The sequence below is a fragment of the Leptolyngbya sp. ST-U4 genome, assembly GCF_039962215.1.
Taxonomy (GTDB): domain Bacteria; phylum Cyanobacteriota; class Cyanobacteriia; order Elainellales; family Elainellaceae; genus Leptolyngbya_A.
Map to the genome: position 1 here is coordinate 44,815 of NZ_JAMPKZ010000001.1, position 16,589 is coordinate 61,403.

Genomic DNA, 16,589 nt, shown 5'->3' on the forward strand with positions numbered 1-16,589 from the left:
CAAATGTATATGGCGGCAGAAAAGGGATGGATTAGATTTGATTCATACCTTCCAAAAATTACTCGCCTCATCCGGGTATCAACTTCGTATCTAAGCAGTAAGGATCATGATTGGCAAAGTCATCCTGAGCGGAATTGCAGCAGGAATGACAATTTATTTCATGGCGCAGACTGACAATCCCACCTTGCAGCTTGGCGGGGCGATCGTTAGTTCAAGTGCGTTTGGCTTTACAACTACGCGGCTGCTGCTTGACGAAGAGCGAGAGCGCAAAGCCAGGGCTGCGGAGGCAAGGGCTTATGTTTTGATGCTGAGACGGATGAATCAGGAACGCCTGCGCCGACATCCGCCGATGCCCAAAGCCTGTCGCGGCTGTCTTCATTTTCACGGACGTACCTACAACGGCAATTATCTGGTTTGCGGGATGCACCCTTACGGAGTCGAAACCGAGACGTGCAGTGATTGGGAACAGCGATCGGAGGATATGTCTTCTCGCTAAGCTGATTTTTGCGAGGTTAATGATTCGACCTTCTGCATCAATGCTTGCCCTCTCCCTAAATGTCTTGCCCACCCTGAGAGAGAAACCTTAAACTTCACCTGACTCATGCTCGATCGTTTTGCTTTTCTTCGTCCCTGCTGGGAGGAGGGACTGGGGGATGCAGGGAATTTTCGATTCCTGTAACAGACCTTATGATCGCGATCGCCCCCATCGTTACGAATAAAACGCAATTTTCCCAGCAGGTCTACTGATTGCGAATCGAGCCGTCGGGCATCGTTGTATTTCTAAAGGTTGCACCGTTCAGGTTCGTGCCCGTTAAGTTTGCACCTCGCAGATTTGCCCCAGTCAGATTCGCTCCCTGAAGGCTGGCTCCGCTCAGGTTTGCCTGGCTGAGGTCGGCGTTTTGCAGGTTTGCGCTGCTGAGATTCGCGCCGGTGAGGGTGGCTTGCGGCAGGGTGGCAAACGCGAGATTGGCTTCGCTCAGCTTGGCCGCTCCAAGATTTGCCCGATTGAGGTTGGCATAGGAGAGATTTGCCTGAATCAGGGTTGCGTTGCCGAGTTTAGCGTTGCTTAAATTGCTAAGCGAGACATCTGCAGAAGTCAGATCTGCCCCGCTGAGATCGGCACTGCTCAAGTTCGAGAAAAACAGGCGGGCGTTGCTCAGGTTGCTGCGAAACAGAGCCGCATTGCTTAGATTGGCAAAGGTCAAATCCGATCGCCCCAAATTTGCCCGAAATAGCTTTGCCCCACTGAAATTGGTGCGGCTCAGCTTTGCCTCACTCAGATTCGCGCCGCTTAAGTCTACGTTGGGCAGGCTGGAACCCGTTAAATCTGCATTGCTCAGATCTGCGCCCGCCAGCAGAATAATTGCCTCATCGCTGGTAATCAGATTCGACTCCAGCAGAAACCGAATGAGCTGTCCTTTGCGCTGTCCGTCCAGTCGGTTGAGCAGTTCCAGCGTATTTTGAGTTGCCAGGTCGCGAAGTTGGCTGTCAGGAGGGGATTCTTTCAGCTTTTGATCGACGACCATGTCGTGTATTTGGTTCTGATAATTTTCGAGCTGGCTCTCACGATCTGATCCGATCGATCGATTCATCGTCGCCCGTCGAAACGGTTCATGCTCTGACTCATCGGCTCGTGCCAGATTGTTTACTAACAGCAGCCCGATCGTCGTCTGTCCGACCGCCAGCAGCCCAATCGCCAGCTTTAGCCCAGCCCAACCCGAATGACGATATCTGGATGTAACCATTTTTTATACCGAAGCAAGAAATAATGGATGCAGCGTGAGGAAGGCGTTTCAAACGATATCCGTCGATCGCCACGCTCGCTCAGGATGAAATTTGAATTTGCTCCAGGAAATTGGACGGAGATTGAATTGATTTTGATTCTGGAAAGTTTTGGGAAAGAGGAGGGCGATCGGAAAGTAGGTCTGGGGGTGGGTTTGGGGTGGGGGTAAACCGTTGCAGCCCGCTAAGCCTCAATCATTACCCGCAAATTGCCCTGCTTCCGAGTCATCCGGCAGGCAGTCGTTCCGTTCGATGCATCAACTGAAGGCACTTAATTTAGTCTGATGGTAATTATCTAGGCTTTAAAGGGTGCCTGAATTACCTGAGTCTCGCGTATGCTGGTGATTATGCAAGCAAAGCCGCGCCGTCCTCGCCGTCCTCGCAGACGCAAACCTCAGTCAAATTCCTGGCTGCTGATGGCAGTCGTATGGCTGCCCGTTGCTTTGGTGTTGCCCCGGCTGCTGCAAGGCAATTTTTCTGCTTCGCAGAATGAATTAAATCGTCCAACCGCTGACGCGCCTGCTGCTGCTGATTATCCCAGGGGGGGGACTGCTTCGCCTCGTCTGGCGGGTTTTGAGAATGCCTTTCAAGCTGTTACCGGGTTATCGCAGCAGATTGATCCCAGCAGTCAAACCCGGGAAGGCATTACTCAGGCACAGTACGATCGCTGGAGACAGTCGCAGGGACAGCTGCCGCAGCCGATCGCCAATCTTCAGCCGTCGGAAGTGGAAGCAATTTATCAAACCTATTGGCAGCAGGGAAACTGTGGCAGCTATATCGCGCCGCTCGACATTGCCTGTCTGGACACGATGCTTGCCTTTGGCACAGAAGACGGCAGATCTTTCCTGGCAGCCTTATCGCCCAATCCCCAGCAAGCAGCGATCGAAGTCACTCGACGGCGAATTGCTTATCGCCAACGTCAGCAAACTTCCAGTCTTAGTGGCATCACTCCGTCTGGTATGGACAGCGCAAGTGCGGATCCACAATCGCTGATGGCTGGACTCGTCCGCGATCAGGCACTGCAAGCGTTTTTAATCCGCGATCGGGCAGGAGGCAATCGGCTTGCCACGCAGCCGCCCGGAAGGTCGCTGGCTGAATCCAATTTCTCAGACACTCCCCAAGCAACTTTCCAGCCTAATCCAAATCGTTCTGTCCGAAGTCCTAATCGCCCACCGTCCCCCCATGGCGATTCCGATGCAGGCTCACCGTTTCCAAACTGGTCACAAATTAAGGGATTGCTGCCCAGTTGGCTACGCGGCAAAGATGCTGATCCGCTTGTTGTGCTGGACTCAAGCACCCTTTACGCCAACGCCAAGCCCTTCACCGTCGAACTCTGGATTCACGTAGACAGCGGCTACGCCCCCGCAGCAGGAATTATTTTGCGATCGGATGGCTTAGTGCTAACCAACCATCATGTGACTGCCAATAACCCTACGCCAACCATACATCTGGCAGACGGACGCAAATTTGCCGGACGGGTAATCATCAGCGATCCGGCGATCGATCTGGCTCTGGTGCAAATTGAGGGCGCAAACGGGCTGCCCACCGCAAACCTGGCAGATAGCACCAAAGACGTTCAGACAGGGGATACCGTTTATGCGATCGGCTCACCGATGGGAACCCACTGGAAAATGAGCCAGGCACAGGTGATGCGAACGGACAGTCTCTGCGGCAGTCGTGCCCTCGATCGTCAGTGCATCCGTACCCCAAGCGGCTTTTTGTATCCGGGCAATAGTGGCGGTCCACTGCTTAACAACAAAGGCGAAGTGATCGGCGTGAACCGTGCCATTCAGGAAAGCACCGGACAGGGCGTGAGTATTCCAATCGAAATCGTACAGCAGTTTCTAGCTCGATCGCAGCAGCAGTTATAAAGGGGTTTGAGAAGCTCCAGAAGCTCTAAACTCTAGAAGCTCTAATGTTTTAACTGGGGCGATCGTGTAGACACAAGTTTTCTGATTGGTTTTCAAAACTCTTCAGCCCCCTAAATCCCCCAGAATTGAGAGATTTTGAGCATGAGCGGAGTTAACTCAGTTCTTCCCAGCATCGTGCTCCTGCCCTAGTCCTTCCACAAAGCAATTCCCCCCAGCAGTCCGTTCACATTTGGCACGATCGTCACATTCTCAGGCAGTGTAATCTCGATTTTTTTGGCATTGCCGCCGCCCAGATATAGCCGATCGTAGTTAAACGCATGGCTCAGAGTGGCGATCGCCTTTTGGAGCCGTTCGTTCCAGCGTTTTTTACCAATGTCGTCAAGGGCGGCTCGTCCAAGCTGCTGCTCGTAAGTCTCGCCTTTGCGAAAGGGATGATGTCCGAGTTCCAAATTGGGCACAAGGATACCGTTGATAAACAAAGCAAAGCCGGTTCCAGTTCCCAGCGTCATCATCAGTTCAACGCCCTGCCCTTCGATCGCCCCATATCCCTGCATATCAGCATCATTAATCACGCGCACAGGTTTGCCCAACGCTTCAGACAACGCTTTGCCCAAATTGAAGCCAAGCCAGCCGCTATCCAGATTTGCCGCCGTGTAGCACGTCCCCTGCCGCACGACCCCCGGAAAGCCCACCGACACGCGATCGAATGATTTGTCTTGTGCAAGCTGCCGAATTGCCCGCAAAACCGAGTCAGGCGTTGCGGGTGCAGGCGTGTCTAGCCGATCGCGCTCCGAAAGCGGGTTGCCTGCTGGATCTAAGGTCATCACTTTCACCCCACTGCCGCCAATGTCTACCGCCAGAGTGAGCGGCTGTGCAGAAGTAGAAGCCATGTCGGATTGGAATTCCTCCAGCATTTACGATCGTCCTTTTGAATGGTTGCCTGAATTGGGATCTAAATCGGGATCTAATTTTTGCCTGAGTCGTTGCCTGGCTTCACGGGGGCGAAGCGATTTCCCTTAAATTCTATCAACTTGATTATGGAGGCTAATGCGCCGCGCTCAACGAATCTTTGCCATGATTTTAAGAAGCCTCGCCGCCTTTAAAAATGCGCCAAAATCCTCAAATCACTGCTCTACTTAAGCAAATTCGGGCATGGCAAAAAGCCATTTCCACCGAACTTAGCCTTCAATCAGAAAGTTCCGCTCACGCTAAAGCGCCGCGACATCTCATCCTGATTCTGTTTGTGCTACGGCTGCTAGAGCAGCAAAATCAGGGTTTATCAGGCTTCGCTTCAGACCAACGGTTTCATCCAGGCAAGCTATCCCCGCTCAAATCGCAACCCGAATCCCTCGCGCAGTTGCAGCAGGGCGATCGGCTCTATTCCCGTTTGGTAGAACTGTGGCGATCGGTACAGCCCCGTTTTGCTAGCTTACCCGTTGCGCTGGAGCTTGAACCCGATCTACCGTTAACCGATCGACTGCTGCGATCGATCATTGGTCGTCTTTATCAATCGGAGAATTTGTGTGCCCTTTGTTCCACTCATTTGTTAGGACAGATTTATGAAACCTTATTGAAGGATTCTCCTGTTCGTTCTTCTCAGCGTAAATCTCAAGGCATTTACTACACCCCCGCGGCAATCGTACAGTTTATCGTGCAGCAGACGATCGATCGATTGCTCGAACCCTCTAAAGCATTGGCTGATGTGCAAACCGTTGGTTCCCTGCCGCGTTTACTTGACCCTGCCTGTGGCGGTGGCGCTTTTCTGCTGGAGGCCTATCAAGTTTTGCTGAATTGGCAGCTTCAACAGGTGGTCAGCCACTATCCAACCGGGCATGACCTGCTCAGGCAAAACAAATCAGGCGAATGGCAACTGTCCTGGGCAGCCCGTCAGCAGATTTTGCAGCACTGCATCTATGGCGTAGATCTCGACCCGGAAGCCGTCACAGTCACCCAGATTTCGCTGTGGCTGAAACTGCTCGAGGGCGCGATCGGGCTAGACAATACGCCACCCGATCCACTGCCTAACCTAAACGCCAATCTAAAAATTGGTAATGCCTTACTCGATGAAGATGCAATTTCTCTCCAAAAGAGAACTCGTGAAACAGCAAAACTCGATCGTGCAACCCATCCGCTGAACTGGGAAACTGCCTTTCCAGCAGTAATGCGATCGGGAGGATTTGGTGGAGTGATTGGCAATCCGCCCTATCTAGATTCAGAGCAGATGATGCTCTCCTGTCCGACTTGGCGCACCTATTGCGCGACCCACTATCAAACAGCGATCGGCAACTGGGATTTATTTTGCGTCTTTATCGAGAAGGCGTTAATGCTCTGTCGATCGAGGGGTATTGCGAGTTTGATTGTGCCCAATAAGTTGGCATCGGCTCCCTACGCGGCACAGACGCGATCGCTCTTGATGCAACACCGATTGCTGCTGATTCGCGACTATGCTCAGGTTCCGGTCTTTGCAGCATCAGTTTACCCCCTGGTGTATATGGTGCAGAAGGAATCGCCGCCGAATCAAACCCCAGTGCGCTACGAGGTCATGGCAAATCTGACGCAGGTGCAGCGATCGGGCTGGCTCAACCAAAATGCAGAAAGTCCTGAAGCTTGCTGGCAGTTCGCTGAGTCTGCGGTTCACGCTCGTTTAATGCAGCGATTGCAGCAATTGCCCACTCTGGGATCGATCGCCCAAGTATATGGAGCCGCCACAGTCGCGGAAGCTTATGCGCTGCAACCCTGGATACAAGATTGCGCAACGCCTGCCCTAGAGCATTTTCGCTTCGTAAATAGCGGCACGATCGATCGCTACTGCCTGCAGTGGGGCAAAAAGCCAACTCGCTATCTGGGACAAATTTATCAGCACCCGATTCTAAGCAGCGATCGACTGCACTATCTCACGGCAAGGCGGCAGCAGCAGGCACGCCAGCCCAAAATTATCGTTGCTGGGCTCTCACAGCAGCTAGAATGCTTGCTGGATGCGACAGGAACCCTGCTAGCAGGCAAATCAACCTGTATTATTCTGGGAATTCCCCAATCGATCGACTGGCGATATTTGCTGGCATTGCTGAACAGCCATTTACTCACTGCCTATTTGCGCGATCGCGCGAGCGGAAATCAGCTTCAGAGTGGTTATTTGCGAATCGGCACTGCACAGCTTAAATCTCTGCCCATTTATCTCCCCGACCCTACCCAATCGATCGACCGTGAGATCTACGCAGAAATCATCGATTTAGCTCAGACAAGCATCAGTGAACGATTGCAAAATACAGTCGATCGATTCACAAAATCTAATACAGAAATCGATCTCCAGATAGATCAGCGGATTGCACATCTCTATCGATTGACAGATGAGGAAGCGTTGACAATCACGCAAACTCATGTCAGCAAGGACAGTTCAGCAAGGACAGTAAACGCTAGCCCCACCAGGGGAGATTGATTCAACCAGAGCAATTTTTTTCCGCGCTCTTACTTGCGGTTCATTGCACCTACGCCACCGAACAGCATTGCCAATCCTCCTATCAAAATTACGATCGCCAGACCGCCGATTGTCCAGTCCAGCCAAGCCGTATTTTCCATACCCATTCTGCTGCCTTTTGCTCACAAATCGCGCTTTGATCTTAGCCTGTTTTCGCTTATCTTTTGGGCGAACCCTGGTGCTAGATAGAGCGTTTCGCTGAGGTCGATCGCAGCTTGCGGATCACGATACCCTGCGTGGGGCTAAACAGCAGTGCCAGCAAAAATAGCGCGAACACAATCAGCGCGATCGTCGGACCCGAAGGCAAATCCAGAAAATAGCTGGTGTACATTCCCGAGACGCTGGCAAACACGCCGATCGCCGCTCCAAGAATCATCATCCAGTGCAGCTCTTTCACCAACAAATAAGCGGTCGTTGCCGGACCGACCATCAGCGACACCACCAGAATCACACCAACAATTCTCATTCCTGCAATCAGAGCCAGCGTGATACCTGCCATCATGCCTAGATTAATCCACTGCACAGGCAACCCAGACGCTTCTGCACCCACTCGATCAAACGTAAAAAACAATAGTTCTTTATAAAAAAGTTTGATACAAACGAGAATTACAAGGCTAATGATCGCAGTTCGCCCTACATCGCTCCAAGTGACACTTAAAATATCGCCGAATAGCAGATCAAGCAAATCTAACCGACTCTGAAATAGCGTCAGCAGCGTAATTCCCAAGCCAAAGAAACTGGCGAACGTAATTGCCATCGCCGCGTCAACCGACACCCGCGACTGCGATCGAATCCAGGCAATCACAAAAGCACTCAAAATTCCAAAAATAAACGCACCGATCAGCATCTCAATGCCAATAAATTGAGCGATCGCTAACCCCGGCAAAACCGCATGGGCAATTACGTCTCCTAGCAGTGCCATTCGCTGCACAATCAGATAGGAACCGACGATCGGACAGAGAATGCCGACGAGAACGCTGATGACGATCGCGCAGCGCATGAAGTCGTAGTTTAGCGGTTCGAGCAGCAGGGAAAGCATGGAGAGTGAATGGGGGGTAGCGTTTTATGATGCTTTTAGTGTGAGGGTCTCCTTTTAGATTAATCCGCGATCGCAAAAGCTCTACCACTTCTGACACGGTTTAGGTTTAGCAACGGTTCAGCCGTGATTTAGTCGTGATTCAGCAGTTCAACAGAAAAAGGGAACCTCCGATCGCCGTGACCGATCGCCCTGCAAATTTTCCCCGTAGGCGCGCTGGATATTTTCGAGGGTCATGACTGCCTGGGGCTGGTCGTCTGCCAGAAGTCGCTGGTTGAGCAGCAGGAGGCGATCGTAGCGGTGCAGTGCATCTCCCCATTCGTGGCTGCAAATGAGCAGCATTTTGCCCTGCCGCTTTAGCTCGGTAAACACACGCAGCATAATTGCCTCTGTTTTTTTGTCAATCCCGGCGAAGGGTTCGTCTAGCAGGAAAATTTCGGCTTGCTGAGCCAGGGCACGCGCCAGAAATACGCGCTGCTGCTGTCCGCCGGAAAGTTCGCCGATCTGCCGATGCTTGAGATGCAGCATATCCACCTGGGCCAGTGCTACCTCGGTCTGCCGCGCTGCCTGAGGAGCCGGACGACGAAACCAGCCTGTCGTTGCCGTATGTGCCATCATCACCACATTCCAGGCAGTAATGGGATAGTCCCAGTCAATTTGCGATCGTTGCGGCACGTAAGCAACCTGGTTTCGCTGGCGACGAAGCGGCATTCCACCCAGCAGCACCCGTCCCGTTTGCAGAGGAACCAGTCCCAGAATCGCTTTGATCAGGGTACTTTTGCCCGCTCCATTCGGACCAATCAACCCCACTAATTCACCGGGAGCGAGCCTCATCGACACATCTTCCAGTGCTCCCGCTCCCCGGTAATTGACAGAAACTCGCTGCACCTCTAGCATGACAAGTAAAAGATTATGAGAATCATTTTCATTTTCACACCTGTCAACCAGAAGATCAACTGTCGTTTAAGGTAAACTGGAGGTTCAGAGATGTCTGCTGATGCCCCACTGACTCAATCGCGATCGAAGATTCCATGCAGGCAAAAGGCGCGAGCCGCTCGTGGGCTAATTGCGATGTGCTTCGCGGTCGGCTTTAGTGGATGCACTCCTGCGGCTCAGCAAGCTGAAACAAATCCTGCGGCTACCGCAAACTCTTCCTCGGCAGAGCGTCCTGCTGTGGTTGCCACAAGCAGCCTGCTCTGTGATCTGACTCGTCAAATTGCCCAAGAGACGATCGACCTTACCTGCCTGATGCGGCCCGATCAAGACCCACACGCCTACAAAGCCACACCTTCTGATCGACAGGCGATCGAAACTGCCGATCTGGTGCTGTACGGCGGCTACAGCTATGAGCCAGAGCTAATTCGCCTTGTGCAGGCAACGCAGACACCCGCCTCCAAAGTTGCCGTTTACGAAGCAGCCGTTCCCAATCCGCTGATGGCAGAGCCGCACGATCACGAAGAAGGTGAAGCACACGCCGAAGCAGATCATGACCACGAGCAAGGCGAAGTCCAAGCGCAAGCCGGAGAAGCCCAGGCTCCTGACCCCCACGTCTGGCACGATGCAACCAATGGCGTAAAGATTACTGAAGTTGTGCAAGACCAGCTCACTCAACTCATGCCCGATCGCGCCAATGAGTTTGAGCAGAATACTGCTACGCTCACCGCAGAACTCTTGCAAATCAACGACTGGATCAAGGCTCAGGTCACAACAGTTCCCGATTCTGCTCGTCAGATTGTGACTCCTCACAATGGGTTTCAATACTTCGCAAAAGCGTATGGAATGACAATCAGGGGCGCGCTGGATGGCCTGAGTAGCGAGGAAAAACCTTCGCCTGCAAGATTGGCAGAGCTGGTCGATACAGTAAAGGAAAGCGGCGTGAAAACCATTTTCTCTGACACGACGACCAATCCTAATTTAATTCAGTCTGTCGCCCGCAGTGCCGAAGTGCAGGTTGCCGAACAGCCGCTTTTTATTGAGGGTTCTGGTGGTGAAGGAACTGCTGCGCCTACATACCAAGCCATGCTGGTTGAAAATACCTGTACCGTCGTCAATGCGCTGGGGGGACAATGCGATAAATCCGCTTTACCCGATCGCTAAAGCCTTGCATTTGCTCTAGCCGGTCATCCGCGATTCAGGTCCTCCGCCGCTTCATTGCGCTCCAGAAGCGACAGAACCGACTTGGGCAACAGCTTGTCCTTAAACCAGATGAGCTGCGCGGGAGTATCGGTAAATTTTACGCCTGCTTTCTCTAGATTCAGCCGCTCGGAAATCGCCAGAATCAAATCATCCCGTCCTGATTGCCGCACTTGGTAAAACTTCTTCCGCAGATATTCCGGTCGCCAGTATCCGACAATTTCCAATAGGAACGATCGCCCGTCGGGGTGAACCAGGCGAAAGTCGGGGATCATGACGCTGCCGGGAATCGGAATTAGATCAACTTCGCGTTCCAGCTTCCATTCAGTCTTGAGCGAATCCCAGCGATCGGCAAAGGAAAATTCCAGCATACTGTCGTAGGGTTTTCCGGCAGGGTAGTGGCTCACCAGCCCGCAGGTATCAGCAAGGGTAAACCGCCGCAGCTTTTCCTGTTTGGAGTAGGGGTCTTTTAGCAGCAGATCTGCCGCCAGATTCCATTTGGTGACGTGCAGCAGCGCAGGGATCAGCTTGGCAATGTCGAGCCCATAGCGGTTACTGGGTTTAAACAAGCTCGTGGGACCGTCGATCGCGATCGTAAACCCATGATCGGCATCGCCTTCGATATAAGTCATCAGCCCAAACAACTTTAGATAGCGAAACAGCAGCTTGTACTCGCCCGGATCATTGCGGTGCGCGTTGATCCGAATCTGGCTGGCTTTGTAAAACACGCCCTGCACCTGAGATAGGTTATAGCGATGCAGCAGGGCTTCGGGTTCGGGTGGCTCAAACTGGGTCAAAATCCGATTTTCGTTCAGGTCGGCATACAAGCCCGATCGCACTTGATCAGTTAGCACTTCATAGCCCAATTCGAGGCTAAGCTGGGTGGCGATCGTGGCTAGCGTCTGGTCAGCAGCCTGAGGCAAAGAAGCCGAGCCCGCTGAGAGGGCAAACACTTTTTGCCGCAATGCCTGGGGATCGAGCGGACTGACAATTTCAAACGTGCTAAACGCCTCTGCCCGCAGCAAATGAGCCAAACCGCGCTTGATTCGATAATCAGTATTCTCGCCTTCGAGTTCCTGAAGCTGGCGATCGAGTTCGCTCTGGGGCTTGCCCTTAGCTTCTCGAAAGACCGTAATTAAATCCGTCGCCATTGCCAGATGCTTTTTGTCGATCGGCAATCGCTTGGGCTGGAGTTCTTCGCCGCTGTGACGGTGGAGCAGGAGATCGGAAGGGAGCATGATTGGGGTTTAATCGAATAATTTCTGAGTCCGATTCTGAGCCATAGCAGTTCAGCCGCATTGCTAACTGGATGAATAACCATGCAGTACAAACGATCGGTTTTATTACCGTATCATATTCAGATTTTGAGGTTAGGTTGCACAGAGCCTTCTCAAGCAACCTCAAATCCCATGACTCTTGCCAACTACCCAGTGACGGCGGAAAAAGCGAGACAGGCTGGATTCCTCAAGCGGCAGGAAAATCGGGCGACCGTGGGGACAGGTGCGCGGCTGGCGGGTTTGCTGCCACTGGTCAATCAGCTGCTGCATTTCGGGTTCGCTCAGGGGTGTGCCGTTGCGAAGGGCGGCTCGACAGGCAGTTGCCACCAGTGCCGCTTCCAAATTGCCGCCCAAACTCAGTTCGACGATCGCCTCCGCACAGTCCGATCGCGCTGCCAAAATTTCGGGAACGGTTCGCACTGCCCAAAGTCGATCGCCAAAGGGTTCAGTCTCAATGCCAATGCGCTGAAGCTGCTCAAGCTGTGCGGGCGAAAGTCCTTCGAGCACCAGGGGCGGATCGAGCGTTACCATCTGCCAGTGGTTGCACAACTGCTCATAGAGAATTCGCTCGTGGGCGATGTGTTGCTCCACCAGCCAAACCCCAGTCGGATGTTCCACCAGGACATACATTTTGTGAATTTGGGCGATCGCCTTTAAGGGAATCAGGGGAAGTTCGGGTTCGTGGGAGCCAGGAGCCGGTTCGGGTTGGAGATTCCCATAGGAACCGCCTACTTCTGCTGCTTTGATGATTTGTCCCAGTGCCGCCGAGTAGGCTGTATCGGGGAGGGTCGCTTCACTCAGGCGCAGTGCCCGCTCGATCGCCTGCATAATTTGTTTTTGCCAGCGATCGAGATGATGCAAATAAATTTCTGCTTTGGCGGGGTGGCGATTCCAGTCGATCTGCTCTGGGGTTAGCCGCAGATGCACAAAGCACACCGGAAACCGATCGCGGGGCAATGTCCGCCGAAAGCTGGCAAGAACACTCTGCTCCAGTTCTGGGACGCGCACCGTCCGCCCATTCACCGCAACTTTGATCCAGTCGGGGCGATGACGATGACAGCGATCGGGCAAGCCCACAAGCAAATAGAGCGAACCGTTTAGAAAAGCATCTTCCGATCCATACTTTTCGGGCAGATGCAGCTTGAGATCCTGCAAATCACCTAACTGCACATCGCGCAAAAACTGCGGCAATATCTGACGAGTCGAAGCTCCGCCGCTAATGGCAAACCAGGGGCGATCGTTTTGTTCAACATGCCAGGTGACATGGGGATGACACAGGGCAAGCTGCTGGATGGTGAGCTGAATCAGTCGCAGCTGCTGAGCCAGAGACGGCAATCCCTGACGGCGTGGGAGCCATCTGCCGAATAAATTACTAACGGTGACGATCGTACCGGGCGCAAGGGCGATCGCTTCTGCCTGGAGTGGTTCTCCCTGCGGACTGTAGCTGATTCGCCATCCAGCATCTTCTTCAGGAGAACGGCTGCAAATTTCCAGGTCGGCAAGCTGAGCCAGACTGTGCAACGCCTCGCCCCGAAACCCCAAACTGCTGATTTGCCACAGGTCAAGGCTAGTCTGAATTTTGCTGGTGCTATGGGGCTGAGCTGCCTGCTCCAGATCCGCCAGAGACATTCCGCCCCCGTTATCTGCCACCCGCACCCGCCAGCGCTCCGCCCAGATAGAGATGGTGATTCGGGTTGCGCCTGCATCCAATGCATTTTCTGCCAGTTCGCGCACCACTGCCGCCAGCGAGTCGATTACTTCACCCGCCGCAATCAGATGCACAACGTCATCGGGAAGCAGTTGAATCTTGGAAGTCATGCCCCCCAGTGTAGGACATTGACAGGGGCAGTGTGGGGCAACTCCTACCCTCTTCCTGGTCTTATGGCCGGATTCGGGAAAAGACTCTGAAGCGAGCCATCTCGATCGCCCAACGTTTCATAAAAGAAGAAAGAGACTCCGGCAAACCGTCGATCGCGGGTGACGCGCACCTGATCGATAATGCTCTGGGTCTGGACGGGGCGAATTCTTAAGCCTGTGAGAATGCCGATGCCGACTGGAATTCGCTCACGGACGCGGCGGAGTTCGGGGCGATCGAGTTCGCTCAGGAAGCGATTGAGGTCGGTGCGGTAGACCTGCACGATCAGTTCATCGATGAAGCCGAGTCGCTGCCAGCTATACCAGTCTTGCAAATAGTTCTGATAGGCGAAGTCTCTGGGATTGGGCGACAGAGACACCAGACAGTCGGGCTTGCGGGTTTTGACGGCCGAATAGATTTTGACCATCAGATCAGAAACTTTGCCTGCCCGCCAGCGCATCCACTCAGTGTCGCGGGGGTTGGTGGGCGGCATTTTGCCTGTTTCCTGCTGATAAAGCTGCTTGGTGTAGTTGTCGTAGCCCAGCTCGGTGGGTGTGCCAAAGTGATCGTCAAACTGAATGCCGTCGATGTCGTATTTCTCAACCACTTCTGTGACCAGATCCACTAGCAGCTTTTGCACTTCAGGATGGGCGGGATTCAGCCAGACTGATTGATCTTCGCCGTGCATATTGAAAGTTTGGCTGCCGTCTCGCCGGCTCAAGACCCACTGCGGATGACGCTCTACCAGCTCAGAATCTGCCGGAGCCATCAAGCCAAACTCAAACCAGGGAATCACCGACAAGCCACGATTATGCCCAAGCTCGATCGCCTCTGCCAGCATATCCCGATCTTTGAATGCCGGATCGGGGTCAACTTTGATGCTCGTTGCGGCTTCTACGACTTTGCTGGGGTAAAGCGTGTGCCCACTCTGCCAGACAGTCGGATAAACGGTGTTGAAGTTGAGCCGTTCGAGTCGCTGCATTGCCCGCCGCAGGTTGTCTCGCGAAAACAGCACATCGCTATCTACATTGGTAAGCCAGACGCCCCGGATTTCGGTGGGGGGAGAATTGGTGATTCGGGCAGCCTGAACCGACTGAGCCGCCGCCGCGATCGGAAACTTGAGAATCAGGGCGATCGAAAAGCCGATTCCCAGAAATGTCACCCATCGCAAACGATGTAGCCTGCTTGCTAGCTGAAACGGGCGGTTTAGAAACTGACCCTGTTGAAACTGCCGCTTCAGCCAATAAGCGACTTCTGCGAGACTGACTTGATTTCCCATATCACCCACTCACCCACCTTAAAAAAGCAATCAAAGAAAAGCAACCGCCTCAAGAGGATAGGACATGAGGGGAGGCACTCGTCAACAGGGGAGCGATCGAACCGAGGTGCCTGAGATTACATGGTGGTTTTATCTAGAGGTTTATTTGGGAGTTTATTTGGGGGTTTCTCTAGCGACTGCAAACCCACTTCCAGAGCGGGTGACTCTTCCCCTTGCGCCGGATTCGCAGCACTTGTTTTTCGAGCCGTTTGCGCTCAGCAATGGGCAACTTCCAAAGCACATTGCGGCTTTGCCAGACTAATGTTGAAACCGTCATTCCAAGACAAATCACCAGCCCAAAGGTGGCAAGTCGATTGTAAGCCAGCCCATACCGAACCGCAGTCCAGGTGAAATAATCCCGCCACAGCGCAAACTCCGATCGCAGACTCCAGAGACACAGAGGGGCGATCGTCAGCCAAAGTAGCCCAACGAGCAGCCATCTTGCGTAAACGGTGAGCCGATGAAGCCGCTGAACCTGCTGCTCAAACTGCGGATCATGCTTATTGAAGTCTTTCGGTTCTGACCCGGAATCGCCGGATGTTGGCATCAAGTCTTCGTTTCTCGCCATACTAATTTGCGTGCTTTAATTCCGGGTTTTCGACGGTTGTTTCGCTGTTTCCCGAAGGAGTAATTTAAGGAGTAATCACTGTTTCTATTTCAGCCCAGGGCTGATAAGACTGCGGGTACTAGCAAGAAAAATTCATTTGAGTTTCCTGAATCACAACCCAGAATCTTTTCAAACCCAGAATCCTTTCAAAACCCAGAATTCGCTCCATACTGCACAAATGAAATCAATTTGATACATTTGTACTAAAATTATTTTCATATCGTTGAACATCCTGCCTCGTACTTCTTAGAACTGGTTTGAAAAGGAGTAGATGCCCTGCATTGCCCCTAAATTTTCCAATGCTGGGGGCCTTTAAAGCCAGAAAAAAGCTCAGTTCCCTCCAGTATTGACCCACCAGGAACGGTTCGAGTTAATTTCACAGAAAACCTGGCTCCTACTAAGGGGTCAAAGTTTCCCAAGTTAGGGATTCAGGGGGCAATGTAGAACCTTTTCACACGACTCAAACAGCCTCTTACCAGCAGGTTCGTTTTGTAATTCAAGCTCATTTTGTAATTTGGGAAACTCCCTATGAGCGTTGACCAAACCTCGCAGCTCATTCAACTTATGCTGAACTCCGTGCTGATGATGGCACTTTGCGGCAGCCTTGCGATCGGTCTCATAATTCGGCAAAGGGCGATCGTCTCTCAACTGCGGCTACTCAAGCCTCTGTACGAAGATGCAGCTACTGGGCTGCGGCTATTTCCCCCAGAGCGGTTTTTGCAGCTCAAAGCCCAGCTTCGCCTGCTGCGCCGTCACTATCGGCTAATTCGCTTTGCCTGCTGGAGCGCAAATAGTGCGCTGGTGCTGTGTGCAGGCAGTACGCTCTTGCTGGCTCTCCGCACCCTGGTTTTGCTAAATCGGCTAATTCCCCTTTCGCTGCTGCTGTTTACGTCCGGTGCTGCCCTGCTGTTGCTCGGTATTGTTCTGGGATGGTTAAGCCTGATGGAGCTGAATTTTTTGGAAGACAAACGAGAGCCTGAACCCAAACCCGAATTTAAACCGGGACGCAGCCGCTCACTTCTGCAAGAACGAGAAACTAGCTCTGCTCGACTTGTGCTTCGCGCAACTCCAAAGGAACCGCTGCCTGCTTCTCTGCCAATGTCAAATATCAGCACTGCCCAACCCGCATCGCGCTCGCGGCCTCGCCATCAGCTAAAGCCACCTAAAGCATGAGCATTTTTTTGCAGCGCGTTAACCGATCGCAATCCTTGACAAGGGGCTATATAATCAGCACA

General features: G+C 52.8%; 14 protein-coding genes. 5 read left to right on the top strand and 9 right to left on the bottom strand.

Annotated features, from left to right (window positions below):
• Positions 1 to 106 precede the first annotated feature (106 nt).
• On the top strand, positions 107 to 496 hold the full coding sequence (locus tag NDA02_RS00195) for a hypothetical protein (RefSeq protein ID WP_190792450.1): 390 nt from the start codon (positions 107 to 109) through the stop codon (positions 494 to 496).
• 244 nt (positions 497 to 740) lie between these two features.
• Here the strand turns inward: NDA02_RS00195 and NDA02_RS00200 are convergent, their stop codons facing one another.
• On the bottom strand, positions 741 to 1,745 hold the full coding sequence (locus NDA02_RS00200) for a pentapeptide repeat-containing protein (protein WP_190792449.1): 1,005 nt from the start codon (positions 1,743 to 1,745) through the stop codon (positions 741 to 743).
• Positions 1,746 to 2,117: 372 nt separating this feature from the next.
• Here NDA02_RS00200 and NDA02_RS00205 point away from each other — a divergent pair, with 372 nt between their 5' ends.
• Positions 2,118 to 3,653, top strand: coding sequence for a trypsin-like peptidase domain-containing protein (locus NDA02_RS00205; protein WP_190791128.1), 1,536 nt, complete (start codon positions 2,118 to 2,120; stop codon positions 3,651 to 3,653).
• Between the two features lie 185 nt (positions 3,654 to 3,838).
• Here NDA02_RS00205 and NDA02_RS00210 read toward each other — a convergent pair whose 3' ends face one another.
• Positions 3,839 to 4,543, bottom strand: coding sequence for an ROK family protein (locus NDA02_RS00210; protein WP_190791129.1), 705 nt, complete (start codon positions 4,541 to 4,543; stop codon positions 3,839 to 3,841).
• Between the two features lie 215 nt (positions 4,544 to 4,758).
• Here NDA02_RS00210 and NDA02_RS00215 point away from each other — a divergent pair, with 215 nt between their 5' ends.
• On the top strand, positions 4,759 to 7,089 hold the full coding sequence (locus NDA02_RS00215) for an N-6 DNA methylase (protein ID WP_190791130.1): 2,331 nt from the start codon (positions 4,759 to 4,761) through the stop codon (positions 7,087 to 7,089).
• 29 nt (positions 7,090 to 7,118) lie between these two features.
• Here NDA02_RS00215 and NDA02_RS00220 read toward each other — a convergent pair whose 3' ends face one another.
• The 3 genes from NDA02_RS00220 to NDA02_RS00230 all read right to left on the bottom strand — a co-directional run bounded on the left by NDA02_RS00220 (position 7,119) and on the right by NDA02_RS00230 (position 9,061).
• Entirely contained in the window at positions 7,119 to 7,229 is a 111-nt protein-coding gene (locus NDA02_RS00220) for an NAD synthetase (RefSeq protein ID WP_190791131.1), read from the bottom strand.
• Between the two features lie 80 nt (positions 7,230 to 7,309).
• The gene (locus tag NDA02_RS00225; RefSeq protein WP_190791132.1) at positions 7,310 to 8,167 is read right to left on the bottom strand and encodes a metal ABC transporter permease; all 858 of its coding nucleotides are present in this window, start codon (positions 8,165 to 8,167) and stop codon (positions 7,310 to 7,312) included.
• 147 nt (positions 8,168 to 8,314) lie between these two features.
• Complete coding sequence (locus NDA02_RS00230) at positions 8,315 to 9,061, bottom strand: metal ABC transporter ATP-binding protein (protein WP_190791133.1); 747 nt, start codon at positions 9,059 to 9,061, stop codon at positions 8,315 to 8,317.
• A 90-nt stretch (positions 9,062 to 9,151) separates the two neighbouring features.
• On the opposite strand from NDA02_RS00230, the gene NDA02_RS00235 reads away from it, so the two are divergent.
• Positions 9,152 to 10,261: a zinc ABC transporter substrate-binding protein gene (locus tag NDA02_RS00235; protein ID WP_190791134.1), complete on the top strand. Its 1,110-nt coding sequence runs from the start codon at positions 9,152 to 9,154 to the stop codon at positions 10,259 to 10,261.
• A 23-nt stretch (positions 10,262 to 10,284) separates the two neighbouring features.
• On the opposite strand, the gene NDA02_RS00240 is transcribed toward NDA02_RS00235, so the two are convergent.
• From NDA02_RS00240 to NDA02_RS00255, 4 genes are all read right to left on the bottom strand, one after another.
• Positions 10,285 to 11,535, bottom strand: coding sequence for a DUF790 family protein (locus NDA02_RS00240; protein WP_348254239.1), 1,251 nt, complete (start codon positions 11,533 to 11,535; stop codon positions 10,285 to 10,287).
• Between the two features lie 162 nt (positions 11,536 to 11,697).
• Positions 11,698 to 13,392 (bottom strand): DNA mismatch repair endonuclease MutL, encoded by a 1,695-nt coding sequence (mutL, locus tag NDA02_RS00245; protein ID WP_348254240.1) that lies wholly within the window; start codon positions 13,390 to 13,392, stop codon positions 11,698 to 11,700.
• A 44-nt stretch (positions 13,393 to 13,436) separates the two neighbouring features.
• The gene (locus NDA02_RS00250; protein ID WP_348248451.1) at positions 13,437 to 14,708 is read right to left on the bottom strand and encodes a glycoside hydrolase family 10 protein; all 1,272 of its coding nucleotides are present in this window, start codon (positions 14,706 to 14,708) and stop codon (positions 13,437 to 13,439) included.
• A gap of 169 nt (positions 14,709 to 14,877) precedes the next feature.
• On the bottom strand, positions 14,878 to 15,294 hold the full coding sequence (locus NDA02_RS00255; RefSeq protein ID WP_190791529.1) for a hypothetical protein: 417 nt from the start codon (positions 15,292 to 15,294) through the stop codon (positions 14,878 to 14,880).
• 588 nt (positions 15,295 to 15,882) lie between these two features.
• Between NDA02_RS00255 and NDA02_RS00260 the strand changes: the two genes are divergently transcribed.
• Entirely contained in the window at positions 15,883 to 16,527 is a 645-nt protein-coding gene (locus tag NDA02_RS00260) for a hypothetical protein (protein ID WP_190791522.1), read from the top strand.
• The last annotated feature ends 62 nt before the right edge of the window (positions 16,528 to 16,589 follow it).

Coding starts and splice junctions, on each gene's coding strand:
- NDA02_RS00195 (WP_190792450.1), top strand. CDS start 107: ATGATTGGCAAAGTCATCCTGAGCGGAATTGCAGCAGGAATGACAATT.
- NDA02_RS00220 (WP_190791131.1), bottom strand. CDS start 7,229: ATGGAAAATACGGCTTGGCTGGACTGGACAATCGGCGGTCTGGCGATC.
- NDA02_RS00200 (WP_190792449.1), bottom strand. CDS start 1,745: ATGGTTACATCCAGATATCGTCATTCGGGTTGGGCTGGGCTAAAGCTG.
- NDA02_RS00235 (WP_190791134.1), top strand. CDS start 9,152: ATGTCTGCTGATGCCCCACTGACTCAATCGCGATCGAAGATTCCATGC.
- NDA02_RS00260 (WP_190791522.1), top strand. CDS start 15,883: ATGAGCGTTGACCAAACCTCGCAGCTCATTCAACTTATGCTGAACTCC.
- NDA02_RS00215 (WP_190791130.1), top strand. CDS start 4,759: ATGCGCCAAAATCCTCAAATCACTGCTCTACTTAAGCAAATTCGGGCA.
- NDA02_RS00240 (WP_348254239.1), bottom strand. CDS start 11,535: ATGCTCCCTTCCGATCTCCTGCTCCACCGTCACAGCGGCGAAGAACTC.
- NDA02_RS00225 (WP_190791132.1), bottom strand. CDS start 8,167: ATGCTTTCCCTGCTGCTCGAACCGCTAAACTACGACTTCATGCGCTGC.
- NDA02_RS00250 (WP_348248451.1), bottom strand. CDS start 14,708: ATGGGAAATCAAGTCAGTCTCGCAGAAGTCGCTTATTGGCTGAAGCGG.
- NDA02_RS00205 (WP_190791128.1), top strand. CDS start 2,118: ATGCTGGTGATTATGCAAGCAAAGCCGCGCCGTCCTCGCCGTCCTCGC.
- NDA02_RS00230 (WP_190791133.1), bottom strand. CDS start 9,061: ATGCTAGAGGTGCAGCGAGTTTCTGTCAATTACCGGGGAGCGGGAGCA.
- NDA02_RS00255 (WP_190791529.1), bottom strand. CDS start 15,294: ATGCCAACATCCGGCGATTCCGGGTCAGAACCGAAAGACTTCAATAAG.
- NDA02_RS00210 (WP_190791129.1), bottom strand. CDS start 4,543: ATGGCTTCTACTTCTGCACAGCCGCTCACTCTGGCGGTAGACATTGGC.
- mutL (WP_348254240.1), bottom strand. CDS start 13,392: ATGACTTCCAAGATTCAACTGCTTCCCGATGACGTTGTGCATCTGATT.